This is a genomic window from Escherichia sp. SCLE84 (assembly GCF_012584495.1).
Lineage (GTDB): Bacteria > Pseudomonadota > Gammaproteobacteria > Enterobacterales > Enterobacteriaceae > ECMA0423.
Map to the genome: position 1 here is coordinate 1,578,722 of NZ_CP051430.1, position 25,499 is coordinate 1,604,220.

Annotated in this window: 26 protein-coding genes and 7 tRNA genes; 11 read left to right on the forward strand and 22 right to left on the reverse strand. The window is 51.1% G+C overall.

The window, feature by feature from the left end:
- Positions 1–29 precede the first annotated feature (29 nt).
- Positions 30–983 (forward strand): LysR family transcriptional regulator, encoded by a 954-nt coding sequence (locus HGD79_RS07870; RefSeq protein ID WP_000679972.1) that lies wholly within the window; start codon positions 30–32, stop codon positions 981–983.
- Between the two features lie 40 nt (positions 984–1,023).
- Here HGD79_RS07870 and pgl read toward each other — a convergent pair whose 3' ends face one another.
- Entirely contained in the window at positions 1,024–2,019 is a 996-nt protein-coding gene (gene pgl / locus HGD79_RS07875; RefSeq protein ID WP_000815449.1) for a 6-phosphogluconolactonase, read from the reverse strand.
- Positions 2,020–2,173: 154 nt separating this feature from the next.
- On the opposite strand from pgl, the gene ybhA reads away from it, so the two are divergent.
- A complete protein-coding gene (gene ybhA / locus HGD79_RS07880; RefSeq protein WP_000213425.1) occupies positions 2,174–2,992 on the forward strand; it encodes a bifunctional pyridoxal phosphate/fructose-1,6-bisphosphate phosphatase in 819 nt (272 codons plus the stop codon).
- Here the strand turns inward: ybhA and modC are convergent, their stop codons facing one another.
- From modC to acrZ, 4 genes are all read right to left on the reverse strand, one after another.
- Positions 2,993–4,051, reverse strand: coding sequence for a molybdenum ABC transporter ATP-binding protein ModC (gene modC / locus HGD79_RS07885; protein WP_000891685.1), 1,059 nt, complete (start codon positions 4,049–4,051; stop codon positions 2,993–2,995).
- A gap of 2 nt (positions 4,052–4,053) precedes the next feature.
- Complete coding sequence (modB, locus tag HGD79_RS07890; protein WP_000604034.1) at positions 4,054–4,743, reverse strand: molybdate ABC transporter permease subunit; 690 nt, start codon at positions 4,741–4,743, stop codon at positions 4,054–4,056.
- Entirely contained in the window at positions 4,743–5,516 is a 774-nt protein-coding gene (gene modA, locus HGD79_RS07895) for a molybdate ABC transporter substrate-binding protein (RefSeq protein WP_000101994.1), read from the reverse strand. Before modA ends, modB begins: the two co-directional genes overlap by 1 nt.
- 166 nt (positions 5,517–5,682) lie before the next feature.
- Positions 5,683–5,832 carry a multidrug efflux pump accessory protein AcrZ gene (acrZ, locus tag HGD79_RS07900; protein ID WP_000891515.1) on the reverse strand — a complete coding sequence of 50 codons (150 nt, stop codon included), beginning with the start codon at positions 5,830–5,832 and terminating at the stop codon, positions 5,683–5,685.
- A 128-nt stretch (positions 5,833–5,960) separates the two neighbouring features.
- On the opposite strand from acrZ, the gene modE reads away from it, so the two are divergent.
- The 7 genes from modE to gpmA all read left to right on the forward strand — a co-directional run bounded on the left by modE (position 5,961) and on the right by gpmA (position 13,765).
- Positions 5,961–6,749 (forward strand): molybdenum-dependent transcriptional regulator, encoded by a 789-nt coding sequence (gene modE, locus HGD79_RS07905; RefSeq protein WP_001147439.1) that lies wholly within the window; start codon positions 5,961–5,963, stop codon positions 6,747–6,749.
- A gap of 67 nt (positions 6,750–6,816) precedes the next feature.
- Positions 6,817–8,289: a molybdate ABC transporter ATP-binding protein ModF gene (gene modF, locus HGD79_RS07910; protein ID WP_000096869.1), complete on the forward strand. Its 1,473-nt coding sequence runs from the start codon at positions 6,817–6,819 to the stop codon at positions 8,287–8,289.
- A gap of 260 nt (positions 8,290–8,549) precedes the next feature.
- A complete protein-coding gene (galE, locus tag HGD79_RS07915) occupies positions 8,550–9,566 on the forward strand; it encodes a UDP-glucose 4-epimerase GalE (RefSeq protein ID WP_001265443.1) in 1,017 nt (338 codons plus the stop codon).
- 9 nt (positions 9,567–9,575) lie between these two features.
- Positions 9,576–10,622: a galactose-1-phosphate uridylyltransferase gene (gene galT / locus HGD79_RS07920; protein ID WP_000191497.1), complete on the forward strand. Its 1,047-nt coding sequence runs from the start codon at positions 9,576–9,578 to the stop codon at positions 10,620–10,622.
- A gap of 3 nt (positions 10,623–10,625) precedes the next feature.
- Complete coding sequence (gene galK, locus HGD79_RS07925; protein WP_000053415.1) at positions 10,626–11,774, forward strand: galactokinase; 1,149 nt, start codon at positions 10,626–10,628, stop codon at positions 11,772–11,774.
- On the forward strand, positions 11,768–12,808 hold the full coding sequence (gene galM / locus HGD79_RS07930; RefSeq protein ID WP_000931389.1) for a galactose-1-epimerase: 1,041 nt from the start codon (positions 11,768–11,770) through the stop codon (positions 12,806–12,808). Before galK ends, galM begins: the two co-directional genes overlap by 7 nt.
- Positions 12,809–13,012: 204 nt before the next feature.
- Positions 13,013–13,765: a 2,3-diphosphoglycerate-dependent phosphoglycerate mutase gene (gene gpmA, locus HGD79_RS07935; protein WP_001295305.1), complete on the forward strand. Its 753-nt coding sequence runs from the start codon at positions 13,013–13,015 to the stop codon at positions 13,763–13,765.
- Positions 13,766–13,922: 157 nt separating this feature from the next.
- On the opposite strand, the gene aroG is transcribed toward gpmA, so the two are convergent.
- Positions 13,923–14,975: a 3-deoxy-7-phosphoheptulonate synthase AroG gene (aroG, locus tag HGD79_RS07940; protein ID WP_001109196.1), complete on the reverse strand. Its 1,053-nt coding sequence runs from the start codon at positions 14,973–14,975 to the stop codon at positions 13,923–13,925.
- A gap of 315 nt (positions 14,976–15,290) precedes the next feature.
- On the opposite strand from aroG, the gene HGD79_RS07945 reads away from it, so the two are divergent.
- Both HGD79_RS07945 and zitB read left to right on the forward strand, forming a co-directional pair.
- On the forward strand, positions 15,291–15,671 hold the full coding sequence (locus tag HGD79_RS07945) for a YbgS-like family protein (protein ID WP_000784351.1): 381 nt from the start codon (positions 15,291–15,293) through the stop codon (positions 15,669–15,671).
- A gap of 113 nt (positions 15,672–15,784) precedes the next feature.
- On the forward strand, positions 15,785–16,726 hold the full coding sequence (gene zitB, locus HGD79_RS07950) for a CDF family zinc transporter ZitB (RefSeq protein ID WP_168848352.1): 942 nt from the start codon (positions 15,785–15,787) through the stop codon (positions 16,724–16,726).
- Here zitB and pnuC read toward each other — a convergent pair.
- The 16 genes from pnuC to ybgC form a co-directional block, all read right to left on the reverse strand.
- Positions 16,723–17,442: a nicotinamide riboside transporter PnuC gene (gene pnuC / locus HGD79_RS07955; protein ID WP_000345410.1), complete on the reverse strand. Its 720-nt coding sequence runs from the start codon at positions 17,440–17,442 to the stop codon at positions 16,723–16,725. The genes zitB and pnuC overlap by 4 nt on opposite strands.
- A gap of 37 nt (positions 17,443–17,479) precedes the next feature.
- Positions 17,480–18,523, reverse strand: a complete 1,044-nt coding sequence (nadA, locus tag HGD79_RS07960) for a quinolinate synthase NadA (RefSeq protein WP_000115295.1) — start codon at positions 18,521–18,523, stop codon at positions 17,480–17,482.
- A gap of 248 nt (positions 18,524–18,771) precedes the next feature.
- Positions 18,772–18,847: transfer RNA gene (locus HGD79_RS07965), tRNA-Lys, on the reverse strand.
- A 33-nt stretch (positions 18,848–18,880) separates the two neighbouring features.
- Positions 18,881–18,956 (reverse strand) — tRNA-Lys (locus HGD79_RS07970).
- A gap of 146 nt (positions 18,957–19,102) precedes the next feature.
- Positions 19,103–19,178: transfer RNA gene (locus tag HGD79_RS07975), tRNA-Lys, on the reverse strand.
- Between the two features lie 3 nt (positions 19,179–19,181).
- Positions 19,182–19,257 (reverse strand) — tRNA-Val (locus tag HGD79_RS07980).
- Positions 19,258–19,406: 149 nt separating this feature from the next.
- Positions 19,407–19,482: transfer RNA gene (locus HGD79_RS07985), tRNA-Lys, on the reverse strand.
- 2 nt (positions 19,483–19,484) lie between these two features.
- Positions 19,485–19,560, reverse strand: a tRNA-Val gene (locus HGD79_RS07990).
- A gap of 35 nt (positions 19,561–19,595) precedes the next feature.
- Positions 19,596–19,671: transfer RNA gene (locus HGD79_RS07995), tRNA-Lys, on the reverse strand.
- 164 nt (positions 19,672–19,835) lie between these two features.
- Positions 19,836–20,627, reverse strand: a complete 792-nt coding sequence (cpoB, locus tag HGD79_RS08000; RefSeq protein WP_000097580.1) for a cell division protein CpoB — start codon at positions 20,625–20,627, stop codon at positions 19,836–19,838.
- 9 nt (positions 20,628–20,636) lie between these two features.
- A complete protein-coding gene (gene pal, locus HGD79_RS08005) occupies positions 20,637–21,158 on the reverse strand; it encodes a peptidoglycan-associated lipoprotein Pal (protein ID WP_001295306.1) in 522 nt (173 codons plus the stop codon).
- A gap of 34 nt (positions 21,159–21,192) precedes the next feature.
- Positions 21,193–22,485 (reverse strand): Tol-Pal system beta propeller repeat protein TolB, encoded by a 1,293-nt coding sequence (gene tolB / locus HGD79_RS08010; protein ID WP_001295307.1) that lies wholly within the window; start codon positions 22,483–22,485, stop codon positions 21,193–21,195.
- A gap of 132 nt (positions 22,486–22,617) precedes the next feature.
- Positions 22,618–23,883 carry a cell envelope integrity protein TolA gene (gene tolA, locus HGD79_RS08015; RefSeq protein WP_000030637.1) on the reverse strand — a complete coding sequence of 422 codons (1,266 nt, stop codon included), beginning with the start codon at positions 23,881–23,883 and terminating at the stop codon, positions 22,618–22,620.
- 64 nt (positions 23,884–23,947) lie between these two features.
- Positions 23,948–24,376 carry a colicin uptake protein TolR gene (tolR, locus tag HGD79_RS08020; RefSeq protein ID WP_000090097.1) on the reverse strand — a complete coding sequence of 143 codons (429 nt, stop codon included), beginning with the start codon at positions 24,374–24,376 and terminating at the stop codon, positions 23,948–23,950.
- Positions 24,377–24,379: 3 nt separating this feature from the next.
- Positions 24,380–25,072, reverse strand: a complete 693-nt coding sequence (gene tolQ / locus HGD79_RS08025) for a Tol-Pal system protein TolQ (RefSeq protein WP_000131314.1) — start codon at positions 25,070–25,072, stop codon at positions 24,380–24,382.
- Positions 25,069–25,473 (reverse strand): tol-pal system-associated acyl-CoA thioesterase, encoded by a 405-nt coding sequence (gene ybgC, locus HGD79_RS08030; protein ID WP_001098384.1) that lies wholly within the window; start codon positions 25,471–25,473, stop codon positions 25,069–25,071. The genes tolQ and ybgC overlap by 4 nt, the downstream gene beginning before the upstream one ends.
- Positions 25,474–25,499: the final 26 nt, after the last annotated feature.

Below are 25,499 nucleotides of genomic sequence, written 5' to 3' on the forward strand. Positions count from 1 at the left end.
AATCGTCGCTTCCATTTTCCGGAGTAATAATGAAGCATGAATTATCAAGTATGAAGGCATTTGTCATACTGGCAGAGTCCAGTTCATTTAACAATGCTGCTAAATTACTCAATATTACGCAACCTGCATTAACGCGAAGAATAAAAAAGATGGAGGAAGATTTACATATTCAACTATTTGAGCGTACAACTCGCAAGGTTACGTTAACAAAAGCAGGAAAAAGGTTGCTCCCGGAGGCGCGGGAATTAATAAAGAAATTCGATGAAACGCTTTTTAATATTCGTGATATGAATGCTTATCATCGTGGTATGGTGACGTTAGCGTGTATTCCGACCGCAGTATTTTATTTTTTACCGCTGGCAATCGGTAAATTTAATGAGCTGTATCCCAATATTAAAGTGCGGATTCTGGAACAAGGCACGAATAATTGCATGGAATCGGTGCTGTGTAACGAATCAGACTTTGGCATAAACATGAACAACGTCACAAATTCATCCATTGATTTTACCCCACTGGTCAACGAGCCATTCGTGCTGGCCTGTCGGCGTGACCATCCATTGGCCAAAAAGCAGCTTGTAGAATGGCAGGAGTTAGTGGGTTACAAAATGATTGGCGTACGTTCCTCCAGCGGCAACCGATTGTTGATAGAACAACAGCTAGCCGACAAGCCCTGGAAGCTGGACTGGTTTTACGAAGTGCGTCATCTTTCGACGTCATTAGGACTGGTAGAGGCGGGACTGGGGATTTCGGCGCTTCCTGGTCTGGCAATGCCCCATGCGCCCTATTCTTCGATTATTGGTATTCCACTGGTGGAACCCGTTATACGTCGGACATTGGGGATTATTCGCCGCAAAGATGCCGTGCTTTCTCCGGCAGCAGAACGCTTTTTTGCCTTGCTGATTAATTTGTGGACTGACGATAAAGACAATTTGTGGACCAATATCGTCGAACGCCAGAGACATGCGTTACAGGAGATAGGTTAATACACCGGCGCAGGAGAGACTGCGCCGGTTAAATCAGCGGTTAGTGTGCGTTAACCACCACCCACATTGGTCCCTGCCCGACCGCATAACGGCCTTTTTCATGCAGTAGTCCCTGCTCGCCAACAATTTCGTATACCGAGATGTGGTGAGATTTTTGCCCGGCGGCAATCAGATACTTGCCGCTGTGATCAACATTGAAGCCGCGCGGCTGGGTTTCCGTTGGCTGGAAGCCTTCTTTACTCAACACGCTGCCATCTTCCGAAACGCTGAAAACGGTAATCAGGCTGGCGGTACGGTCGCAGGCGTATAAATGGCGACCATCCGGGGTGATATGAATATCAGCCGCCCAACGGGTGTCGGAGAAGTTTTCCGGCATCATATCCAGCGTCTGGACACATTCGATATTACCGTGCGGATCTTTCAGTTCCCAGACATCCACTGAGCTGTTTAACTCATTGACGCAATACGCATATTGTTCGTTTGGATGGAATACCATATGACGCGGGCCGGCCCCTTCAACGGTGGTCACTTCCGCAGGGTCCTGCGCCACGAGATGACCATCATCGCTGACCGTAAACAGGCAAATGCGATCCTGCTTTAATGCCGGAACCCACAGCGTACGGTTGTCCGGTGAGATATTGGCGGAATGGCAACCGTCCAGCCCCTCGACCACATCGACGACGCCCACTGGCAGGCCATCTTCCAGACGCGTTACGCTCACGTTACCCGCATTGTAAGAACCTACAAAGACAAACTGCCCCTGGTGATCGGTGGAAATATGCGTCGGACTACCCGGCAGCGCAGACTCTGCGGCAAAGGTCAGTGCGCCATCGTCCGGGGCGATACTATACGCCAGGACGCGAAACTCAGGGCGAACACCAACATAGAGATAACGTTTGTCCGGGCTGACCACCATCGGCTGCACCTGCCCCGGCACATCGACAACCTGTGTCAGCGTCAGTGCGCCTTCATGATTCAGGTTCCAGACGTGAATTTGCTGGCTCTCAGGGCTGGCGATATAAACTGTTTGCTTCATGAATGCTCCTTTGCATTTAGCAACTGACTGTAACAGCTAAAATTAGTCGCTTTTGGCGGTGAATGCTGAATTAAAACGCAGAATTTTGTCCGATAGTGGTATCGGTGTACCATTCGCGCAGACGAAAATTCTTAACCTTAATCTGGAATACGCCATGACCACACGCGTGATTGCTCTCGACTTAGACGGCACCTTATTGACCCCGAAAAAGACCCTGCTTCCTTCATCGATAGAAGCCCTGGCCCGCGCTCGCGAAGCAGGCTATCAATTAATCATCGTCACAGGTCGCCATCACGTCGCTATTCATCCTTTTTATCAGGCGCTGGCGCTGGATACACCTGCTATTTGCTGTAATGGCACCTATTTGTATGATTATCATGCAAAAACCGTGCTGGAAGCGGACCCAATGCCCGTTAATAAAGCCCTGCAACTCATTGAGATGCTGAATGAACACCACATTCACGGTCTGATGTATGTGGATGATGCAATGGTCTATGAGCACCCGACCGGGCATGTCATTCGCACGTCTAACTGGGCGCAAACCCTGCCGCCGGAACAGCGTCCGACTTTCACACAAGTCGCTTCTCTGGCTGAAACGGCGCAACAAGTTAACGCCGTATGGAAGTTCGCCCTGACGCACGATGACCTGCCGCAATTGCAGCATTTTGGTAAGCATGTCGAACATGAACTGGGACTGGAGTGTGAATGGTCCTGGCACGATCAGGTTGATATTGCACGCGGCGGCAACAGCAAAGGTAAACGTTTGACGAAATGGGTTGAGGCGCAAGGCTGGTCGATGGAAAACGTCGTGGCGTTCGGCGATAACTTTAATGATATCAGTATGCTGGAGGCCGCTGGTACAGGCGTGGCGATGGGCAACGCCGATGACGCGGTAAAAGCGCGCGCCAACATTGTGATTGGTGATAACACCACCGACAGCATTGCCCAGTTCATTTATAGCCACCTGATTTAATCAGGCGGTTATCGACACACTTTTAATTTGCGCGTACAGCCACAGGCCAGGTTTGATCACCAGTTCATCCCTGGCCCACGGGCTGATACGCGCCCACAGCGTTTTACCTCCGACTTCCAGTTCCACTTCCACCTGGCCGTTGTCGTCATAACTATTAACAACTTTTGCCCGCAATACGTTACGAATGCTGGTTTGCTGCGGCGGTTGTAAAACCAGAGAAACATCGGAAGCCTGAATGCGGATACGTAGCGCAGCTTGCAGCGGTTCGTCCAGCTTATTGACCCACAAATGCTGATCGCCCAGCGCCAGCGCAGTCATCGCGTAATGCGGATGATGCTCAAGTACCGTCACTTTCAGAATGCTACTTTGTTGCTCTTTCGGCAGCCACGGATTCATCACGCTACTACCCCAGACTTCTTCCAGTGCGCCAAAGGCTTTCACCTGACCGTTTTCCAGTACCATCACTCTGTCTGCCAGATGGAGGATCTCATCCAGCGAATGGCTGACATACAACATCGGGATGTTGATTTCCCGCGTCAGACGTTGCAGATAAGGCAACAGTTCGCGTTTACGCGGAATATCCAGTGACGCCAGCGGTTCATCCAGCAACAGCAATTCTGGTGCCGTCAGCAAAGCCCGCCCAATCGCTACGCGCTGTTTTTCGCCTCCGGACAGGCTGCCTGGTAAACGGTCAAGCAACGGTTCAATGCCTAAAAGCGCCACCAGCTTATCGAACTGATCGACCATGCTTTTCGCCATGCCGTAGCGCAGATTGCCACGCACTTTGTAATGCGGAAACAGCCGCGCATCCTGAAAAACATAGCCAACGCGACGCTTTTCTGGCGTCAGGCAGATACCTTTTTCGGCATCATTTAGTACCCGACCATTGAGGACAATCCTCCCTTTTTGCGGGCGCGTCAGTCCACTGATGGCGTTAATCAGCGAAGTTTTTCCGGCACCGGAGACGCCAAAGATAGCAGTGATGCCATTGGCGGGCAGCGTTTCATTAATGGTCAGGCAATGGTTGCCCAAGGTCTGGGAAAAATTCAGTTCCAGCATGATTAGCGCCCCGCCCGTTCACGGCTGATTCTGGCCAGCCATTCTGAAATCAACAGGGAGATCATCGCCAGCGCAATAGAAATAATGCACAGTCTCGCCGCGCCACTTTCCCCGCCGGGGGTCTGGATCAGGGTATACATGGCAGAAGGAATGGTTCGCGTTTCACCAGGAATGTTCGACACAAAGGTGATGGTTGCACCAAACTCACCGAGAGAACGAGCAAAAGCCAGTACCGTACCAACAATAATTCCCGGTAAGGTCAGCGGTAACGTGATAGTAAAGAAAACGCGCCAGCGCCCGGCCCCCAGTGTTCTTGCGGCCTGTTCGAGTTTGACATCAACCCCTTCCAGCGCCAGACGAATTGCCCGCACCATCAGCGGAAACGACATGACGGCGGCAGCGAGAACCGCGCCGCGCCAGCTAAAGGCGAAGGTAATGCCAAACCAGTCATACAGACGTTCACCGATAAACCCGCGCCGTCCCATCGAAACTAATAATAAGTAACCGACGACCACGGGCGGTAACACCAGCGGTAGATGCAGTACGCTGTCGAGCAGAGCTTTGCCCGGAAACGTGCAACGCACCAGTAACCAGGCAAAAAAGATCCCAAACGGCAGGCTAAACAGCACAGCCAGGGAAGAAACTTTCAGGCTTAATAAAACTGCCTGCCATTCTGGATCGGTCAGTATCATTACTTGGTTGTAAATCCGTAACGTTTAAAGATTTCCGCAGCCTGCGGCCCTTTCAAATAATCATAAAATGCTTTCACTGTCGCATTGTTATGCCCTTCCACAACAGCAACCGGGTATTCCACTTTTTTATGCGAATCTTCCGGGAAGGTGGCGACCACTTTTACCCCTTTGCTGGCAACTGCGTCAGAACCGTAAACTATGCCCAGCGGCGCTTCATTGCGTTCGACCAACGCCAGCGCGCCACGAACATCTTCCGCCGGAGCCAGTTTCGGAGAGAGCGTATCCCATGCGCCCAGTTTTTGCAGTGCTTCTTTTGCATAAATGCCAGCGGGAACATGTTCCGGATCGCCAACCGCCAGACGACCGCCATTCAGCAGCGAAGTCCAGTTGGTTTTGCTGTCGATGGTGAAATCTTTCTGCTCGCTGGCTTTCGGTGCTACAACGACCAGGCTATTGCCGAGCAGTGTCTGACGCGTAGCAGTATCGATCGCTTTTTTATCAACCGCATAATCCATCCATTTCTGATCGGCAGAAATAAACAGATCCGCAGGGGCACCCGCTTCAATCTGACGGGCGAGAGTAGATGACGAAGCGAAAGAAGAAACCACATCCACGCCTTTCTCTTTTTTATACTGCGTAGCAATGTCCTGCATTGCGTTAGTCAGTGATGCGGCGGCGAACACCGTGATTTTCCCTTCATCTGCCAGTGCATTGCCAGCAACAGCGAAAGAGAGTGCCGCCCCGGCAAACAAGTTCAACCATTTACGAGCCATTGGTAACCCCTTAATGTAACGTTATGTAGGCGACAATATAACGACTAACTCGGAATTTTCCCAGCAGTTATTGCTAACCTTTGTGAGGTAGATAAGAAAAAATATCGGCAGGAAAAGCAGGAAGTTGAGAAAAAGAAAATGCCCGACTAAGCGGGCATTCAGGGAATCAATGATTTTGTCCGGGCTGGTCTTTTTTACCAACACCAGAAAAGATGTTGAATACTTCACCAAGACCGTAAATCAGACCCAGGATGATGGCCATCACGACAGGTACCATGATTACGGCGAATACCAGACTTTTTAATAACTCTAACATGGTCAACTCCAGATATAGTCATGAGACTATTCTAACCGCTAAGCACAGAAAAGCACTCCCCTTTTGTGCGGTCAGCTTTGCGTGGCGTTCGTTTTCCGTCACAATAAGACTTTTGCCAGGACATTGTTATGCAGGCCGAAATCCTTCTCACCCTTAAGCTCCAACAAAAATTATTCGCCGACCCGCGCCGGATTTCGCTACTAAAACACATTGCGCTTTCCGGTTCCATTAGCCAGGGAGCGAAAGATGCCGGTATCAGCTATAAAAGCGCCTGGGATGCCATTAACGAGATGAATCAGTTAAGTGAGCATATTCTGGTCGAGCGCGCAACAGGCGGTAAAGGTGGCGGCGGCGCAGTACTGACCCGCTATGGTCAGCGACTGATTCAGCTCTATGACTTACTGGCGCAAATCCAGCAAAAAGCCTTTGATGTGTTAAGTGACGATGACGCCCTGCCGCTGAACAGCCTGCTGGCCGCGATCTCACGTTTTTCACTGCAAACCAGCGCCCGTAACCAGTGGTTCGGCACCATCACCGCCCGCGATCATGATGACGTTCAACAGCATGTTGATGTCTTACTGGCTGACGGAAAAACACGCCTGAAAGTCGCAATTACCGCACAAAGCGGCGCGCGTCTGGGGCTGGATGAAGGCAAAGAAGTGTTGATATTGCTAAAAGCGCCGTGGGTAGGTATTACTCAGGACGAGGCGGTCGCGCAAAACGCTGACAACCAATTACCGGGTATTATTAGTCATATTGAGCGCGGCGCAGAGCAGTGCGAAGTATTAATGGCGCTACCCGACGGGCAAACACTGTGCGCCACAGTGCCGGTAAATGAAGCGACTTCTCTTCAGCAAGGGCAGAATGTCACGGCCTACTTTAATGCCGACAGCGTGATTATCGCCACGCTGTGCTAAGCGTGTTGACAATTTGTTATGAAACACGTATCCCTGTCAGTAATCGCTGCACAAAATGGGATATAAAATGTCATCGTTGCAAATTTTGCAAGGCACGTTTCGTCTTAGCGACACAAAAACGCTGCAATTGCCTCAGCTAACGTTAAACGCGGGTGATAGTTGGGCGTTTGTCGGTTCGAATGGAAGCGGGAAATCGGCCCTGGCCCGCGCGCTGGCGGGGGAACTTCCGCTTTTGAAAGGTGAACGGCAAAGCCAGTTTTCCCACATCACTCGTCTCTCCTTCGAGCAATTGCAAAAACTCGTCAGCGACGAATGGCAGCGGAATAACACCGATATGCTCGGCCCTGGCGAAGATGACACCGGACGCACTACGGCTGAGATCATTCAGGATGAAGTAAAGGATGCACCGCGTTGCATGCAACTGGCGCAGCAGTTCGGTATTACCGCCCTCCTCGACCGACGCTTTAAATACCTTTCCACTGGCGAGACGCGAAAAACCCTGCTGTGTCAGGCGCTGATGTCGGAGCCTGACTTGTTGATTCTTGATGAGCCGTTCGATGGCCTGGATGTTGCCTCACGTCAGCAGCTGGCTGAGCGACTCGCCTCGTTACATCAGTCCGGTATTACTCTGGTACTGGTGCTCAATCGCTTCGATGAGATCCCGGAGTTTGTCCAGTTTGCTGGCGTGCTGGCGGATTGCACGTTAGCGGAAACTGGCGCTAAAGAGGAACTGCTCCAACAAGCACTCGTCGCGCAACTGGCGCATAGTGAACAGCTTGAAGGTGTGCAACTGCCGGAGCCGGATGAACCTTCAGCACGTCACGCCTTACCCGCCAACGAACCGCGCATTGTGCTGAACAATGGCGTGGTTTCTTATAACGATCGCCCCATTCTTAATAACCTTAGCTGGCAGGTGAATCCAGGCGAACACTGGCAAATTGTCGGGCCAAATGGTGCAGGAAAATCGACGTTATTAAGCCTGGTTACTGGCGATCATCCGCAAGGTTACAGCAACGATTTGACGCTTTTCGGACGACGTCGCGGCAGCGGCGAAACCATCTGGGATATCAAAAAGCATATCGGTTACGTCAGCAGTAGTTTGCATCTGGATTACCGGGTCAGCACTACCGTGCGTAATGTGATTCTTTCTGGCTATTTTGATTCGATTGGCATTTATCAGGCCGTTTCGGATCGCCAGCAAAAACTGGTGCAGCAGTGGCTGGATATTCTCGGCATTGATAAACGTACGGCTGACGCTCCGTTCCATAGTCTTTCCTGGGGACAGCAGCGTCTGGCGCTGATCGTCCGCGCACTGGTGAAACATCCGACGTTGCTTATTCTCGATGAACCACTACAGGGGCTTGATCCGCTCAATCGCCAGCTTATCCGCCGTTTTGTTGATGTGCTGATTAGCGAAGGTGAAACGCAATTGTTGTTTGTTTCGCACCACGCTGAAGATGCGCCTGCCTGTATTACCCATCGCCTTGAGTTCGTGCCGGACGGTGGACTCTATCGCTATGTGCTGACAAAAATATATTGAGTCGGTAGTGCTGACCTTGCCGGAGGCGGCCTAAGCGCCCTCTCCGGCCAACGGTTCGACGCATGCAGGCATGAAACCGCTTCTTTTTTCAGATAAAAAGCGCAATCATTCATAAACCCTCTGTTTTATAATCACTTAATCGCGCATAAAAAACGGCTAAATTCTTGTGTAAACGATTCCACTAATTTATTCCATGTCACACTTTTCGCATCTTTGTTATGCTATGGTTATTTCATACCATAAGCCTAATGGAGCGAATTATGAGAGTTCTGGTTACCGGTGGTAGCGGTTACATTGGAAGTCATACCTGCGTGCAATTACTGCAAAACGGTCATGATGTCATCATTCTTGATAACCTCTGTAACAGTAAGCGCAGCGTACTGCCTGTTATCGAGCGTTTAGGCGGCAAACATCCAACGTTTGTTGAAGGCGATATTCGTAACGAAGCGTTGATGACCGAGATACTGCACGATCACGCTATCGACACCGTGATCCACTTCGCCGGGCTGAAAGCCGTCGGCGAATCGGTACAAAAACCGCTGGAATATTACGACAACAATGTCAACGGCACTCTGCGCCTGATTAGCGCCATGCGCGCCGCTAACGTCAAAAACTTTATTTTTAGCTCCTCCGCTACCGTTTATGGCGATCAGCCCAAAATTCCATACGTTGAAAGCTTCCCGACCGGCACACCGCAAAGCCCTTATGGCAAAAGCAAATTGATGGTGGAACAGATCCTCACCGACCTGCAAAAAGCCCAGCCGGACTGGAGCATTGCCCTGCTGCGCTACTTCAACCCGGTTGGCGCGCATCCGTCGGGCGATATGGGCGAAGATCCGCAAGGCATTCCGAATAACCTGATGCCATACATCGCCCAGGTTGCTGTAGGCCGTCGCGACTCGCTGGCGATTTTTGGTAACGATTATCCGACCGAAGATGGTACTGGCGTACGCGATTACATCCACGTAATGGATCTGGCGGACGGTCACGTCGTGGCGATGGAAAAACTGGCGAACAAGCCAGGCGTACACATCTACAACCTCGGTGCTGGCGTAGGCAGCAGCGTGCTGGACGTGGTTAATGCCTTCAGCAAAGCCTGCGGCAAACCGGTTAACTATCATTTTGCACCGCGTCGCGAAGGCGACCTTCCGGCCTACTGGGCGGACGCCAGCAAAGCCGACCGTGAACTGAACTGGCGCGTAACGCGCACACTCGATGAAATGGCGCAGGACACCTGGCACTGGCAGTCACGCCATCCACAGGGATATCCCGATTAAGGAACGACCATGACGCAATTTAATCCCGTTGATCATCCACATCGCCGCTACAACCCGCTCACCGGGCAATGGATTCTGGTTTCACCGCACCGCGCTAAGCGCCCCTGGCAGGGGGCGCAGGAAACGCCAGCCAAACAGGTGTTACCTGCGCACGATCCAGATTGCTTCCTCTGCGCAGGTAATGTGCGGGTGACAGGCGATAAAAACCCCGATTACACCGGGACTTACGTTTTCACTAATGACTTTGCGGCTTTGATGTCTGACACGCCAGATGCGCCAGAAAGTCACGATCCTTTGATGCGTTGCCAGAGCGCGCGCGGCACCAGCCGGGTGATCTGCTTTTCACCGGATCACAGTAAAACGCTGCCAGAGCTCAGCGTTGCAGCATTGACGGAAATCGTCAAAACCTGGCAGGAGCAAACCGCAGAACTGGGGAAAACGTACCCATGGGTGCAGGTTTTTGAAAACAAAGGCGCTGCGATGGGCTGCTCTAACCCGCATCCGCACGGTCAGATTTGGGCAAATAGCTTCCTGCCTAACGAAGCTGAGCGCGAAGACCGCCTGCAAAAAGAATATTTTGCCGAACAGAAATCACCAATGCTGGTGGATTATGTTCAGCGCGAGCTGGCAGACGGTAGCCGTACCGTTGTCGAAACCGAACACTGGTTAGCCGTCGTGCCTTACTGGGCTGCCTGGCCGTTCGAAACGCTACTGCTGCCCAAAGCCCACGTTTTGCGGATCACCGATTTGACCGACGCCCAGCGCAGCGATTTGGCGCTGGCGTTGAAAAAGCTGACCAGTCGTTATGACAACCTCTTCCAGTGCTCCTTCCCCTACTCTATGGGCTGGCACGGCGCACCATTTAATGGCGAAGAGAATCAACACTGGCAGCTGCACGCGCACTTTTATCCGCCTCTGCTGCGCTCCGCCACCGTACGTAAATTTATGGTTGGTTATGAAATGCTGGCAGAGACCCAGCGAGACCTGACCGCAGAACAGGCAGCAGAGCGTTTGCGCGCAGTCAGCGATATCCATTTTCGCGAATCCGGAGTGTAAGAAATGAGTCTGAAAGAAAAAACACAATCTCTGTTTGCCAACGCATTTGGCTACCCTGCCACTCACACCATTCAGGCGCCTGGCCGCGTGAATTTGATTGGTGAACACACCGACTACAACGACGGTTTCGTTCTGCCCTGCGCGATTGATTATCAAACCGTGATCAGCTGTGCGCCACGCGATGACCGTAAAGTTCGCGTAATGGCAGCCGATTATGAAAATCAGCTCGACGAGTTTTCCCTCGATGCGCCCATTGTCGCGCATGAAAACTATCAATGGGCGAACTACGTTCGTGGCGTGGTGAAACATCTGCAACTGCGTAACAACAGCTTCGGCGGCGTGGACATGGTGATCAGCGGCAATGTGCCGCAGGGTGCCGGGTTAAGTTCTTCCGCTTCACTGGAAGTCGCGGTCGGAACCGTATTGCAGCAGCTTTATCATCTGCCGCTGGACGGCGCACAAATCGCGCTTAACGGTCAGGAAGCAGAAAACCAGTTTGTTGGCTGTAACTGCGGGATCATGGATCAGCTAATTTCCGCACTCGGCAAGAAAGATCATGCCTTGCTGATTGACTGCCGCTCACTGGGGACTAAAGCAGTTTCCATGCCGAAAGGTGTGGCTGTCGTCATCATCAACAGTAACTTCAAACGTACCCTGGTTGGCAGCGAATACAACACCCGTCGTGAACAGTGCGAAACCGGTGCGCGTTTCTTCCAGCAGCCAGCTCTGCGCGATGTCACCATTGAAGAGTTCAACGCTGTTGCACATGAGCTGGACCCAATCGTGGCGAAACGCGTGCGGCATATCCTGACTGAAAACGCCCGCACCGTTGAAGCTGCCAGCGCGCTGGAGCAAGGCGACCTGAAACGTATGGGCGAGTTGATGGCGGAATCTCATGCCTCTATGCGCGATGATTTCGAAATCACCGTGCCGCAAATTGACACTCTGGTAGAAATCGTCAAAGCTGTGATTGGCGACAAAGGTGGCGTACGCATGACCGGCGGCGGATTTGGCGGCTGTATCGTCGCGCTGATCCCGGAAGAGCTGGTGCCTGCCGTACAGCAAGCTGTCGCTGAACAATATGAAGCAAAAACAGGTATTAAAGAGACTTTTTACGTTTGTAAACCATCACAAGGAGCAGGACAGTGCTGAACGAAACTCCCGCACTGGCACCCGATGGTCAGCCGTACCGACTGTTAACTTTGCGTAACAACGCAGGGATGGTAGTCACGCTGATGGACTGGGGTGCGACTTTACTTTCAGCTCGTATTCCGCTTTCCGATGGCAGCGTCCGCGAGGCGCTGCTCGGCTGTGCCAGCCCGGAATGCTATCAGGATCAGGCTGCGTTTCTGGGGGCCTCTATTGGTCGTTATGCCAACCGCATCGCCAATAGCCGTTATACCTTTGACGGTGAAACCGTGACGCTTTCGCCAAGTCAGGGCGTTAACCAGCTGCACGGCGGCCCGGAAGGGTTCGACAAACGTCGCTGGCAGATTGTGAACCAGAACGATCGTCAGGTGCTGTTTGCCCTGAGTTCAGATGATGGCGATCAGGGCTTCCCGGGTAATCTCGGCGCGACGGTGCAATATCGTCTGACCGACGATAACCGTATCTCTATTACTTATCGCGCCACAGTTGATAAACCTTGCCCGGTGAATATGACTAATCACGTCTATTTCAATCTTGACGGCGAGCAGTCTGACGTGCGCAATCACAAGTTGCAGATTCTGGCGGACGAATATCTGCCGGTTGATGAAGGCGGCATTCCGCACGACGGCCTGAAATCTGTCGCCGGAACGTCTTTTGATTTCCGTAGCGCCAAAATCATCGCCAGTGAGTTTCTTGCCGACGACGATCAGCGCAAAGTGAAAGGTTACGATCACGCATTCTTGTTACAGGCCAAAGGCGATGGCAAGAAAGTGGCGGCGCATGTCTGGTCAGCAGATGAAAAATTGCAGCTGAAGGTCTACACCACCGCTCCGGCTCTGCAATTCTACTCCGGCAACTTCCTCGGCGGCACGCCATCAAGAGGAACTGAACCTTACGCCGACTGGCAAGGCCTGGCACTGGAAAGCGAGTTTCTGCCGGACAGCCCAAACCACCCTGAATGGCCGCAACCGGACTGCTTCCTGCGTCCTGGCGAAGAGTATTCCAGCCTGACGGAATATCAGTTTATTGCTGAGTAGCACCTGAAGCCCTCGTAATGAGGGCTTTATCCTTATATTGCTCAAATCACCAGCAAACACCGACATATTTGCAACTCAATATTCACAACAACCTTACACTGCGACACTATTTTCGCTATGGTTATGCGTAAGCATTGCTGTTGCTTCGTCACGGCAATATAATGAGAATTATTATCATTAAAAAATGATTTGAGGAGTAAGTATATGGCTGTAACTAAGCTGGTTCTGGTTCGTCATGGCGAAAGTCAGTGGAACAAAGAAAACCGTTTCACCGGTTGGTACGACGTGGATCTGTCTGAGAAAGGCGTAAGCGAAGCAAAAGCAGCAGGTAAGCTGCTGAAAGAGGAAGGTTACAGCTTTGACTTTGCTTACACCTCTGTGCTGAAACGCGCTATCCATACCCTGTGGAATGTGCTGGACGAACTGGATCAGGCATGGCTGCCCGTTGAGAAATCCTGGAAACTGAACGAACGTCACTACGGTGCGTTGCAGGGTCTGAACAAAGCGGAAACTGCTGAAAAGTATGGCGACGAGCAGGTGAAACAGTGGCGTCGTGGTTTTGCAGTGACTCCGCCGGAACTGACTAAAGATGATGAGCGTTATCCGGGTCACGATCCGCGTTACGCGAAACTGAGCGAAAAAGAACTGCCGCTGACGGAAAGCCTGGCGCTGACCATTGACCGCGTGATCCCTTACTGGAATGAAACTATTCTGCCGCGTATGAAGAGCGGTGAGCGCGTGATCATCGCTGCACACGGTAACTCTTTACGTGCGCTGGTGAAATATCTTGATAACATGAGCGAAGAAGAGATTCTTGAGCTTAATATCCCGACTGGCGTGCCGCTGGTGTATGAGTTCGACGAGAATTTCAAACCGCTGAAACGCTATTATCTGGGTAATGCTGACGAGATCGCAGCGAAAGCAGCGGCGGTTGCAAACCAGGGTAAAGCGAAGTAAACGTCATTCGTTTAAAATGAGAAAGCCGACTGCAAGTGAGTCGGCATTTTTGTTGCTAACAATGGAGCACATTGCCTGATGCGACGCTGCGCGACTTATCAGGCCTGTGGTGATTCATCGGATACGCCACTCTGACGGCGCATCCGACAATTAAACCTTACCCGCGACGCGCTTTTACTGCATTCGCCAGTTGACGTAACAGAGCATCGGTATCTTCCCAGCCGATGCAGGCATCGGTGATGCTCTTACCGTAGGCCAGCGGCTCCCCGCTCTCGAGGCTCTGATTGCCTTCCACCAGATGGCTTTCCACCATCACGCCAATAATGGCCTTTTCGCCACCGGCAATCTGCTGGCAAACGTCAGCACAAACATCCATCTGCTTTTTGAATTGTTTGGACGAGTTAGCATGGCTGAAATCGATCATCACCTGTGCTGGCAGGCCTGCTTTGTTCAGCCCTTCTTTCACTTCAGCAACGTGCTTCGCGCTGTAGTTAGGCTCTTTACCGCCGCGCAGAATGATATGGCAATCGCCGTTACCGCTGGTATTCACAATCGCCGAATGCCCCCATTTCGTTACGGACAGGAAGCAGTGCGGCGCACCGGCGGCATTAATGGCATCGATAGCCACTTTAATCGTACCGTCGGTGCCATTTTTGAAGCCGACCGGACAAGAAAGCCCTGATGCCAGTTCGCGGTGCACCTGCGATTCGGTGGTACGTGCGCCAATTGCGCCCCAGCTCATCAGGTCAGCGAGATATTGTGGGGTGATCATATCGAGAAACTCACCTGCCGCTGGCAGACCGCTGTCGTTAATATCAAGCAGCAATTTACGGGCTATACGCAGACCGTCGTTGATCTGGAAGCTATTATCCATATGCGGATCGTTAATCAGCCCTTTCCAGCCCACCGTGGTACGCGGCTTTTCAAAATAGACGCGCATTACGATTTCCAGCTCATCTTTCAGCTCTTCACGCAGCGCCAGCAAGCGAGTGGCATACTCTTTTGCCGCGACAGGATCATGAATTGAGCATGGGCCAATCACAACCAACAGGCGATCATCATTACCTTTCAGGATCTTATGGATCGCTTTTCGGGCATGGGCAACCGTATTCGCGGCATTTTCAGTAGCGGGGAATTTTTCCAGCAATGCGACAGGAGGAAGTAACTCTTTGATTTCTTTGATGCGTAAATCGTCGTTCTGATAATTCATGTCTGTTCCAGTGTTGCCATACTTATCTTAGTGAATGCAATACTTCCAATCTATATCTTCCGTCAGAATGTGTAAACGGGGTTTTACACTATGAACGGATTAATCCTGGAATTAGCAAGAAAAACGCCAGATTGTCGCGAAAAACGAGATCTCTCCTACAATTTCTAACTGTAACTCCTTTGTTTGTTAATTATTTCAAGATTCTCTGCTGCGTTTCATAACCTGGCTGAAATCTTAAACCAATGCCTTATATTCACCTGCAAATGCACTGTTGGAAGAGGTTATCCGACATAACGACCATAACAGGAGCATCCTATGAAAATGACAAAACTGGCCACATTATTTCTGACTGCCACTCTAAGCCTTGCCAGCGGTGCCGCACTGGCTGCCGATAGCGGAGCGCAAACTAATAACGGCCAGGCAAACGCCGCAGCTGATGCGGGCCAGGTAGCCCCTGACGCCCGTGAAAATGTCGCGCCAAATAACGTCGACAATAACGGGGTAAATACCGGTTCTGGTGGCACAATGCTGCATTCGGATGGTTCTTCAATGAACAATGACGGAATGACCAAAGATGAAGAGCACAAGAACACCATGTGCAAAGATGGTCGCTGTCCGGATATCAATAAAAAGGTACAAACCGGTGATGGCATCAATAATGATGTCGATACCAAAACCGACGGTACCACGCAGTAACCCTGCAAAATAGCCAATAATGGGAGAGCGGAGTCTCTCCCTTTTAATTTTTCACTTCTAAAAGCAGTATGATGTCATAAAGTTAAGTGAGAATAATTAAGGGATGACTCGTCATGGCGCACTCACACTCACACACGTCCTCACACCTGCCAGAAGATAATAATGCTCGTCGCTTGTTGTATGCTTTCGGCGTGACTGCCGGGTTTATGCTGGTAGAAGTCGTTGGTGGTTTTCTTTCTGGTTCTCTGGCATTGCTGGCCGATGCGGGTCATATGTTGACCGATACTGCCGCCCTGCTTTTCGCCCTACTCGCCGTGCAATTTTCACGTCGTCCTCCCACCATTCGCCACACTTTCGGTTGGCTAAGACTGACCACGCTCGCGGCGTTTGTGAATGCCATAGCCCTCGTGGTAATTACCATTTTGATTGTCTGGGAGGCGATAGAACGCTTCCGCACGCCGCGTCCGGTCGAGCGCGGCATGATGATGGCAATTGCCGTGGCTGGGTTGCTGGCAAATATACTTTCTTTCTGGTTACTTCATCACGGCAGCGAAGAGAAAAACCTCAACGTACGAGCAGCGGCACTGCATGTGCTCGGGGACCTGCTGGGTTCGGTTGGGGCTATTATTGCCGCGTTGATTATTATCTGGACTGGCTGGACACCTGCTGACCCCATTCTCTCGATACTGGTGTCGCTTCTGGTTCTGCGTAGCGCGTGGCGACTGTTGAAAGATAGCGTGAATGAATTACTTGAAGGTGCACCGGTATCGCTGGATATCGCTGAACTGAAGCGTCGTATGTGCCGGGAAATCCCGGAAGTCCGCAATGTGCACCATGTACATGTATGGATGGTAGGCGAGAAGCCGGTGATGACGTTGCATGTGCAGGTGATCCCGCCACACGATCACGATGCCTTGTTGGATCAGATCCAACACTACCTGATGGATCACTATCAGATTGAGCACGCCACCATTCAGATGGAATATCAACCTTGTCATGGGCCAGACTGCCACCTGAATGAAGGGGTGTCTGGCCATTCACATCATCACCATTAATGGGACAGCGCGCGTGAGCCTCTTTCACGTGCGCTGTTGATCCACATCCGGCTGCCGTTGAGCGCAATAAAGGTCAGGATGATGTACTCCAGAGACATGGCGTAAACGCCCTGAAGTGCAAAAATAACGACGCTAATCACGTTAATAATCACCCACAACAGCCAGTTTTCCACATACTTACGCGTCATCAGAATCATTGCCACGATAGATAACACCATCATGCATGAATCCCAGAACGGGAAAGCGTCCGGTTGCAGTTCAGGCATCACAACCTGTAATCCTAATGCTTGCATGATCATGACTGCCACGCGGGTCAAAAATGCAAACACCGGATTGATAAATACCGTCATCAGACCAATCGAAACAACGCAAACCGCCAACCAGCTGAGTGCCTTCGGCAATGGCAACCAGCGAATTTTCAACTCCGCCTCGTTCTGACTGGTTTGTCGCGACCACGCATACCAACCGTAAATATTCGCGGCAAAGAAAAACACCTGTAATAGCAGGCTGGCATACAGCTGAATCTGAAAGAAAATAATGCCAAACAAGGTAACGTTGATCAGGCCAAAGAAGTAGTTGCTGATCTTCTCCAGACTGGCAAGGCCAATACACAGCAACCCGGCGATCGTGCCTACCGCTTCGATCCATGAGAGATCATAACCGCCTGCCCCTATTGGTATATGTACCAGGATATTCTGCACACTAAAAAAATCCATCTTTCCCCCAAAGCGTAACGTTACGCCTTATTATTCGTTATCCACGTAGTGTAGCCGCAAAATCCAGCATACGATTGAGCGGCACCAGCGCCCTCTCTCGCAGCCTTTCATCAACATGAACCTCGTGATTGCTTCCTTCCTGTTCTAATGCCTCTGCGATGGACTGAAGGCCATTCATGGCCATCCACGGACAATGCGCGCAGCTGCGGCAGGTTGCACCCTCACCTGCGGTTGGTGCTTCCAGTAACTCTTTATCTGGCACTGCCTGCTGCATTTTGTAGAAAATGCCCCGATCGGTTGCCACGATAAGCCGCTGATGTGGCAATGTTTTCGCAGCAGCGATCAGTTGACTGGTGGAACCGACCGCATCCGCCATATCGACAATAGCTTGTGGTGATTCTGGATGCACCAGTATGGCAGCATCCGGGTATTCTTCTTGCAAGCGGGTTAACGCCTGAGTCTTAAATTCATCATGCACAATACAGGCACCCTGCCAGCATAGAATGTCTCCACCCGTCTGTTTTTGCACGTAACGCCCCAGATGTTTGTCGGGTGCCCAGATGATTTTTTCACCCAAACTATCAAGATGATCAATAAGTTCGACGGCAATGCTTGAAGTTACCACCCAATCTGCGCGCGCTTTTACCGCAGCAGAAGTGTTGGCGTAGACGACGACAGTACGATCGGGATGGGCATCGCAAAATGCGTTAAATTCTTCAACAGGGCAGCCGAGATCCAGTGAACATTCAGCCTGAAGTGTCGGCATCAGAATTGTTTTTTCCGGACTGAGAATTTTGGCGGTTTCTCCCATAAATCTCACCCCAGCGACTAACAAAGTAGAAGCGGGATGCTTTGCACCGAAGCGCGCCATTTCCAGAGAATCAGAAATACAGCCACCGGTTTCTTCTGCCAGTTGTTGAATTTCGGGATCGGTATAGTAGTGGGCAACCATCACCGCATTACGTTCTTTTAGCAGACGTTTTATCTTCTCGCGGTAATACGCTTTTTCATCAATGCTTAACGGCGTCGGCTTCGGGGGGAAAGGATAAATCGCCGTGTCTGGATCAAACATTACGCTCATCTTACCATCTCGTTTTACAGGCTTAACGTTAAAACCGACATTAGCGTAATATTCGCTGTTATCGGTGTAATTTGTTTTATATGCTAAACAAGATAGTCGAATGGTGGGGAAAAGTCACTCGAATTACGCCTAATTCCACCGACGTAGAGTTGCTTGCACAGTAAGCTCTGACGATGTCATCAGGTTTACAAAGTGAAATTGAGGATGCCTGAATAGCAAAAAAGCACCTTTAGGGCGCTTTTTTACATTGGTGGGTCGTGCAGGATTCGAACCTGCGACCAATTGATTAAAAGTCAACTGCTCTACCAACTGAGCTAACGACCCCTTGCGGGATTATGCTGCTTTAATCATTCAGGATGGTGGGTCGTGCAGGATTCGAACCTGCGACCAATTGATTAAAAGTCAACTGCTCTACCAACTGAGCTAACGACCCATACGGGTGTTACCTGAAAGATTTCTACTCGGGGCCAATCTTTAAGATTGGTGTGTCGTGCAGGATGACTCGCTTCGCTTGCCCTACGGGCCGTTGCTGGCGCAACGTTATCCTTCACGCTTAACATCTGAGTTTGATGTTAAAATTGGTGGGTCGTGCAGGATTCGAACCTGCGACCAATTGATTAAAAGTCAACTGCTCTACCAACTGAGCTAACGACCCGAGTGGTGGGTGATGACGGGATCGAACCGCCGACCCCCTCCTTGTAAGGGAGGTGCTCTCCCAGCTGAGCTAATCACCCGATACTGCGCTGGATACTACAAACTACTTCCACCGAACCCACCGTAATTAGTGGTGGGTCGTGCAGGATGACTCGCTTCGCTCGCCCTACGGGCCGTTGCTGACGCAACGTTATCCTACACGCTTAACATCTGTCTTCGATGCTAAAACTGGTGGGTCGTGCAGGATTCGAACCTGCGACCAATTGATTAAAAGTCAACTGCTCTACCAACTGAGCTAACGACCCGGTGGTGGGTGATGACGGGATCGAACCGCCGACCCCCTCCTTGTAAGGGAGGTGCTCTCCCAGCTGAGCTAATCACCCAATACTACGCTGGATACTACAACTAACTATGTTAGTGGTGGGTCGTGCAGGATTCGAACCTGCGACCAATTGATTAAAAGTCAACTGCTCTACCAACTGAGCTAACGACCCACTTTTTCGTTGCTTTCGGTTTGTTTGATATCCCGTGGCAACGGCGGCATATATTACTGATTTCAGACTTGAGCGCAACAAAAATTTCGATGCAGATCACTCAACTGCTTATGATTCGCACGACACGACCAGAAATAATGCGACTTCTGGTCGTGTGTTATGCATTACATCGCGTTCAGACGTTTTTGTGCCTGTTTAGCGCCATCAGTACCAGGGTATTTACTGATAACCTGCTGGTATACGGCTTTCGCTTTTGCGGTGTCACCTTTGTCCTGCATGATGACGCCGACTTTAAACATCGCATCAGCAGCCTTTGGTGACTTCGGATAGTTTTTCACTACCGAAGCAAAATAGTACGCCGCATCATCTTTTTTACCCTTGTTGTAGTTTAACTGACCCAGCCAATAATTGGCGTTTGGCAGGTAAGTTGAATCAGGGTAATTTTTGATGAAATTCTGAAATGCCACCATTGCGTCATCCTGGCGGGATTTATCCTGCACCAGCGCAATAGCTGCATTGTAATCCGTGTTTGCATCGCCGCTTTTCACCGGCGCGCCAGCATTCGCAGTACCAGCATCAGCTGTCGGCGTCGTTGATGCCGCCGCACCGCTTTGATCGCTGCTGGTTGATTGCGCCGCTGCACCACCGCTGCTGAGGCTGTCGATCTGCAACAGGATCTGCTTTTGCCGCTCCACGACCTGATTCAGTTGATACTGATTTTCCTGAATCTGACCACGCAGGGAATCAATATCGGATTGATTATCAGAAAGTTGTTGCTGGAGTTGGGTTAAAAGCTGGCTGTGAGCATTAGAAATACGCTCAAGTTGAGTGACGCGGTCTTCGACCGAGCCTGAGCCGACACTACTGATTGGTGCCTGAGCAAAAGCGGCCCAGGGGGCCGCTATACCAACCAGTAACGACAGACTCAATAGTTGATGTCTGAAGTTACTGCTCATGCAATTCTCTTAGTAAACCAGTACCGCACGACGGTTTTTGGAGTATGCCGCTTCGTCATGACCCAGTACTGCAGGTTTTTCTTTACCGTAAGAAACGATGGAGATCTGGTCTGCAGAAACGCCTTTACCCTGCAGGTACATCTTAACGGCGTTCGCACGACGTTCACCCAGGGAGATGTTGTATTCCGGAGTACCACGTTCGTCCGCGTGACCTTCTACGGTGACTTTGTAAGACGGGTTGCTACGCAGGAAGTTTGCATGTGCATCCAGCATTTGAGCGAAGTCAGAACGGATATCGTACTTGTCCAGATCGAAGTAAACGATGTTGTTCTGCTGCAGCTGTTGCATTTGCAGACGAGCCTGCTCTTCGGAAGACATGTTGCCGTTGCCGCCGTTCGCATCCATACCAGTGCCGGCACCCAGCATGCCTTCGCTGCCGTCATTGCTGGCGTTCTTGTTGGAAGAACATGCCGCAATTGCCATAACAGGCAGAGCAATCATCAGCCCTTTCAGCACTTTGTTCAGTTGCATTTCAATGATTCCTTTACTATTCAATTAATTATTATCACAGATACGGCGACCAGGCAGGGAATTTGACCTGTCCATCAGTTGCCGGAAGACGCGCTTTGAAACGCCCATCTGTAGAAACCAAATTCAGCACGGATCCCATCCCCTGAGAAGAGCTGTAGATTACCATAGTGCCGTTAGGTGCCAGACTTGGCGTTTCATCCAGGAACGTGGACGACAGAACTTGTACGCCTCCCGTTGCCAGATCTTGTTTGGCAATGTGCTGCTGCCCACCATTGGAGCTGACCATTACCATAAATTTACCGTCGCTGCTGACATCCGCATCCTGGTTCTGCGAACCTTCCCAGGTAATACGTTGTGGCGCACCGCCGTTGATATTCACTTTATAAACCTGCGGACGACCGGCCTGGTCAGAAGTAAATGCCAGGTTCTGGCTATCCGGGAACCAGGTCGGTTCGGTATTGTTACTGCGACCATCAGTCACCTGGCGGATCTGACCAGAAGCCAAATCCATTACGTACAGGTTCAGACTACCGGTTTTCGACAAGGCGAATGCCAGTTTGCTGCCGTCTGGCGAGAATGCAGGTGCACCGTTGTGACGCGGGAATGAAGCCACCTGACGTACAGCGCCATTTGCCAGCGTCTGAATAACCAGCGCGGAACGACCGCTTTCGAAGGTCACATAAGCCAGTTTAGAACCGTCTGGTGACCACGCCGGAGACATCAGCGGCTGCGGTGAACGGTGAACGACAAACTGGTTGTAACCGTCATAGTCAGATACGCGCAGTTCATACGGGAACTGACCGCCGTTGGTCTGAACAACGTAGGCAATACGAGTACGGAACGCACCTTTAATGCCGGTCAGTTTTTCAAACACTTCATCACTGGCGGTATGACCAGCATAACGCAGCCACTGCTTGTTCACTTTGTACGAGTTCTGAGCAAGTACAGTACCCGGTGCGCCGCCAGTGTCAACAAGTTGATAAGCAACATTGTAAGAACCATCCGGATTCGGAGTGACCTGACCGACAACTACAGCGTCAATGCCCAGTGCGGACCATGCAGCTGGTTGTACTTCCTGCGCACTACCCGGCTGCTGTGGCAGACGAGCGCGATCTAACGGATTAAATTTACCGCTGTTACGCAAGTCAGCAGCAACGATGCCGCCAATATCTTCAGGTGCCGCACCAGGCCCCGCCCACTGGAAAGGAACAACACCAATAGGACGACCGGAATCTACACCGCTGTCGATCACAATGCGGACTTCAGCATGCAGAACTGATGCCCACAGTATGAGAAAACCAAATGCTACTCGTAATGCCTGCTTCATCATATCTCCCTTATCTGGACCGATGGCCCACGATAATTTAGCAGAATGTTAACAAACTAAAATACACAAAACTACCAGAACCCCGTGGCAACCGGTGCCTGATGTTGACCGTCCGAACAGTCAACATCGCGATTACGGTTTGAAGTCCAATGGCGCGTTTTTGAACACTTCATATACTGCCTGGCTTGGTGGTTTCGGGATCTTCGCAAGTTTAGCTGCTGCCAACGCAGCCTGACAAAGTGCGGGATCGCCACCTTCAGGTTTGATATCCAGTAACATACCATCGGGTGCCAGTTTTATGCGCAGCGTACAGGTTTTGCCTGCATAGGACGATGCGTCATAGAACTTACTTTCGATAGCAGATTTAATCTGCCCGGCATAGTTATTGATATCGGCCCCTGATGCGCCATTGTTTTTAGTATTACCACTCCCGGCAGGCGAAGCATTGTTCCCTTTCGCCCCTCCCCCCGTTTTCGGTGCATTCTTACCAGAGCTTAGCTCACCGAAAATATCATCTGCCTCTGCGGCCGCTTTTGCTGCAGCGGCTTTTTCAGCTGCAGCTTTTGCCGCTGCCGCTTTTTTGTCTGCGGCGGCTTTTTCTGCCGCTGCTTTCTTATCAGCTGCTGCCTTTTCAGCAGCCGCTTTTTCTGCTGCTTTTTTGTCGGCTGCAGCTTTCTCTGCTGCCGCTTTCTTATCAGCTGCAGCCTTTTCAGCAGCCGCTTTCTTCTCAGCTTCTGCTTTGGCTTTTTCAGCAGCTTCAGTTGCCGCTTTCTTTCTTGCTTCAGCTGCAGCTGCTTCTGCCGCTTCCGCTTTCTTCTTCAGTGCCGCAGCGGCTGCCTCGGCTTTTTTCTGCGCTTCGGCTGCGGCTTTGGCGGCTTCTGCTTCTGCTTTTTTCTTTGCGTCTGCAGCCGCTTTCTTCGCTGCTTCTTCCGCAGCTTTAGCATCTGCTTCGGCCTTCGCTTTAGCATCTGCCGCCGCTTTCGCTGCCGCCTCTTCAGCTTGCTTCTGCTTTAACTCGGCCTGTTTTGCGGCTTCTTCAGCCTGCTTTTTCTGCTCCTGAGCCGCTAACCGCTCTTTCTCAAGTTGCTTCAGGCGTTCCTGTTCAGCCGCTTGTTTCTCACGCAGTTCTTCAGCAGCCTGCTGTTCCTTCATCTTGCGCTGTTCATCAGAACGCTTCGCGCTTGATTCCTGGCTTTGCATGCGTTTGTACTGCTCAACTACCGCACCTGAATCAACCATGACAGCGTCGATGGACGAACCACCGCCGCCTCCGGCTGAAGCTTCTATATTCTCATCGAACGAACTCCAGATCAGCGCCGCAAATAAGATGACATGCAGCACTGCTGAAATAATTATCGCCCGCTTGAGCTTGTCGTTTTGTTCGGTTGCCTTTGACACTCTCGGTTTCCAAAAACTGTTCGCCTGTTACCCGCTCTCTTTCAAGCAAGGGAAACGCAGATGTTTAGATAGGCTGCGTCATTAAACCAACCGATTTCACACCCGCACTATGTAACAAGTTCAGTGCTTTAATTATTTCATCGTAAGGCACATCTTTTGCGCCACCGATCAGAAAGACCGTTTTCGGGTTGGCCTTGAAACGGCTGGACACTTCCGCCACCACCTGCTCTGGTGGTAAACGCTCCAGGCGATCTTTCTCAACCACCACGGTGTACTGACCAATACCAGACACTTCAACAATCACTGGCGGATTATCGTTACTGCTCACCGCCTGTGATTCAGTAGCGTCTGGCAGATCGACCTCCACGCTCTGGGTGATGATGGGCGCTGTCGCCATAAAGATCAGCAACAGCACCAGCAGTACGTCCAGCAACGGTACAATGTTGATTTCGGACTTGAGATCGCGACGACCTCGTCCACGCGCTCTGGCCATGGCTTACCCCTTGTTGCTCTCGCTAACGGTAAACGCCTGGCGGTGCAGAATCGCGGTAAACTCTTCCATAAAGTTGTCGTAATTCAGTTCCAGTTTGTTTACGCGCTGGTTGAGGCGGTTATAAGCCATTACCGCCGGAATTGCGGCGAACAGACCAATTGCAGTCGCAATCAACGCTTCTGCGATACCGGGCGCAACCATTTGCAGTGTTGCTTGTTTTACCGCCCCGAGGGCGATAAAGGCGTGCATGATCCCCCAGACCGTACCAAACAGACCAATATACGGGCTGATGGAGCCAACCGTACCGAGGAACGGAATGTGCGTTTCCAGATTTTCAAGTTCACGGTTCATGGAGATACGCATAGCACGCGACGCCCCTTCCACTACGGCTTCCGGCGCATGGCTATTGGCACGATGCAGGCGCACAAACTCTTTGAACCCGCTGTAAAAGATTTGTTCCGAACCAGTCAGATTATCCCGTTTCCCCTGGCTCTCTTGATAGAGGCGAGAGAGTTCGATTCCAGACCAGAATTTATCTTCAAACGCTTCGGCTTCGCGCGCCGCTGCGTTAAGAATACGGGTCCGCTGGATAATAATGGCCCAAGATGCGATTGAAAAACCAATCAAAATCAACATGATAAGTTTAACCAGAAGGCTAGCCTTCAGGAACAAATCAAGGATATTCATGTCAGTCACTGCTTAAACTCCGCGACAATAGACTTGGGAAGCGCACGAGGCTTCATTTTGAGTGGGTCAACGCAAACAACCAGAACCTCTGCTTCATTCAGCAAAGTATTCTCGGCGTTGACAATACGTTGCGTGAAAACCAAAGAGGTGCCACGCATTGATGTTATTTCAGTCTGTATTTCGAGCATATCGTCGAGCCGCGCAGGTGCGTAATATTCCACCGTCATTTTACGTACCACAAAGGCAACGCGTTCAGCCATCAGCGCCTGCTGACTGAAGTGATGATGACGCAGCATCTCTGTGCGTGCTCTTTCATAAAAAGCGACGTAACTGGCGTGGTACACCACACCACCGGCATCGGTATCTTCATAGTAGACGCGAACCGGCCATCGAAACAGCGTTGTATTCACTTTACATCCCGGTAATGCAACAAAAG

Coding starts and splice junctions, on each gene's coding strand:
- ybhA (WP_000213425.1), top strand. CDS start 2,174: ATGACCACACGCGTGATTGCTCTCGACTTAGACGGCACCTTATTGACC.
- modA (WP_000101994.1), bottom strand. CDS start 5,516: ATGGCTCGTAAATGGTTGAACTTGTTTGCCGGGGCGGCACTCTCTTTC.
- acrZ (WP_000891515.1), bottom strand. CDS start 5,832: ATGTTAGAGTTATTAAAAAGTCTGGTATTCGCCGTAATCATGGTACCT.
- tolR (WP_000090097.1), bottom strand. CDS start 24,376: ATGGCCAGAGCGCGTGGACGAGGTCGTCGCGATCTCAAGTCCGAAATC.
- nadA (WP_000115295.1), bottom strand. CDS start 18,523: ATGAGCGTAATGTTTGATCCAGACACGGCGATTTATCCTTTCCCCCCG.
- modE (WP_001147439.1), top strand. CDS start 5,961: ATGCAGGCCGAAATCCTTCTCACCCTTAAGCTCCAACAAAAATTATTC.
- HGD79_RS07870 (WP_000679972.1), top strand. CDS start 30: ATGAAGCATGAATTATCAAGTATGAAGGCATTTGTCATACTGGCAGAG.
- galK (WP_000053415.1), top strand. CDS start 10,626: ATGAGTCTGAAAGAAAAAACACAATCTCTGTTTGCCAACGCATTTGGC.
- tolB (WP_001295307.1), bottom strand. CDS start 22,485: ATGAAGCAGGCATTACGAGTAGCATTTGGTTTTCTCATACTGTGGGCA.
- zitB (WP_168848352.1), top strand. CDS start 15,785: ATGGCGCACTCACACTCACACACGTCCTCACACCTGCCAGAAGATAAT.
- galE (WP_001265443.1), top strand. CDS start 8,550: ATGAGAGTTCTGGTTACCGGTGGTAGCGGTTACATTGGAAGTCATACC.
- pgl (WP_000815449.1), bottom strand. CDS start 2,019: ATGAAGCAAACAGTTTATATCGCCAGCCCTGAGAGCCAGCAAATTCAC.
- pnuC (WP_000345410.1), bottom strand. CDS start 17,442: ATGGATTTTTTTAGTGTGCAGAATATCCTGGTACATATACCAATAGGG.
- galT (WP_000191497.1), top strand. CDS start 9,576: ATGACGCAATTTAATCCCGTTGATCATCCACATCGCCGCTACAACCCG.
- cpoB (WP_000097580.1), bottom strand. CDS start 20,627: ATGAGCAGTAACTTCAGACATCAACTATTGAGTCTGTCGTTACTGGTT.
- modF (WP_000096869.1), top strand. CDS start 6,817: ATGTCATCGTTGCAAATTTTGCAAGGCACGTTTCGTCTTAGCGACACA.
- gpmA (WP_001295305.1), top strand. CDS start 13,013: ATGGCTGTAACTAAGCTGGTTCTGGTTCGTCATGGCGAAAGTCAGTGG.
- aroG (WP_001109196.1), bottom strand. CDS start 14,975: ATGAATTATCAGAACGACGATTTACGCATCAAAGAAATCAAAGAGTTA.
- modC (WP_000891685.1), bottom strand. CDS start 4,051: ATGCTGGAACTGAATTTTTCCCAGACCTTGGGCAACCATTGCCTGACC.
- HGD79_RS07945 (WP_000784351.1), top strand. CDS start 15,291: ATGAAAATGACAAAACTGGCCACATTATTTCTGACTGCCACTCTAAGC.
- modB (WP_000604034.1), bottom strand. CDS start 4,743: ATGATACTGACCGATCCAGAATGGCAGGCAGTTTTATTAAGCCTGAAA.
- pal (WP_001295306.1), bottom strand. CDS start 21,158: ATGCAACTGAACAAAGTGCTGAAAGGGCTGATGATTGCTCTGCCTGTT.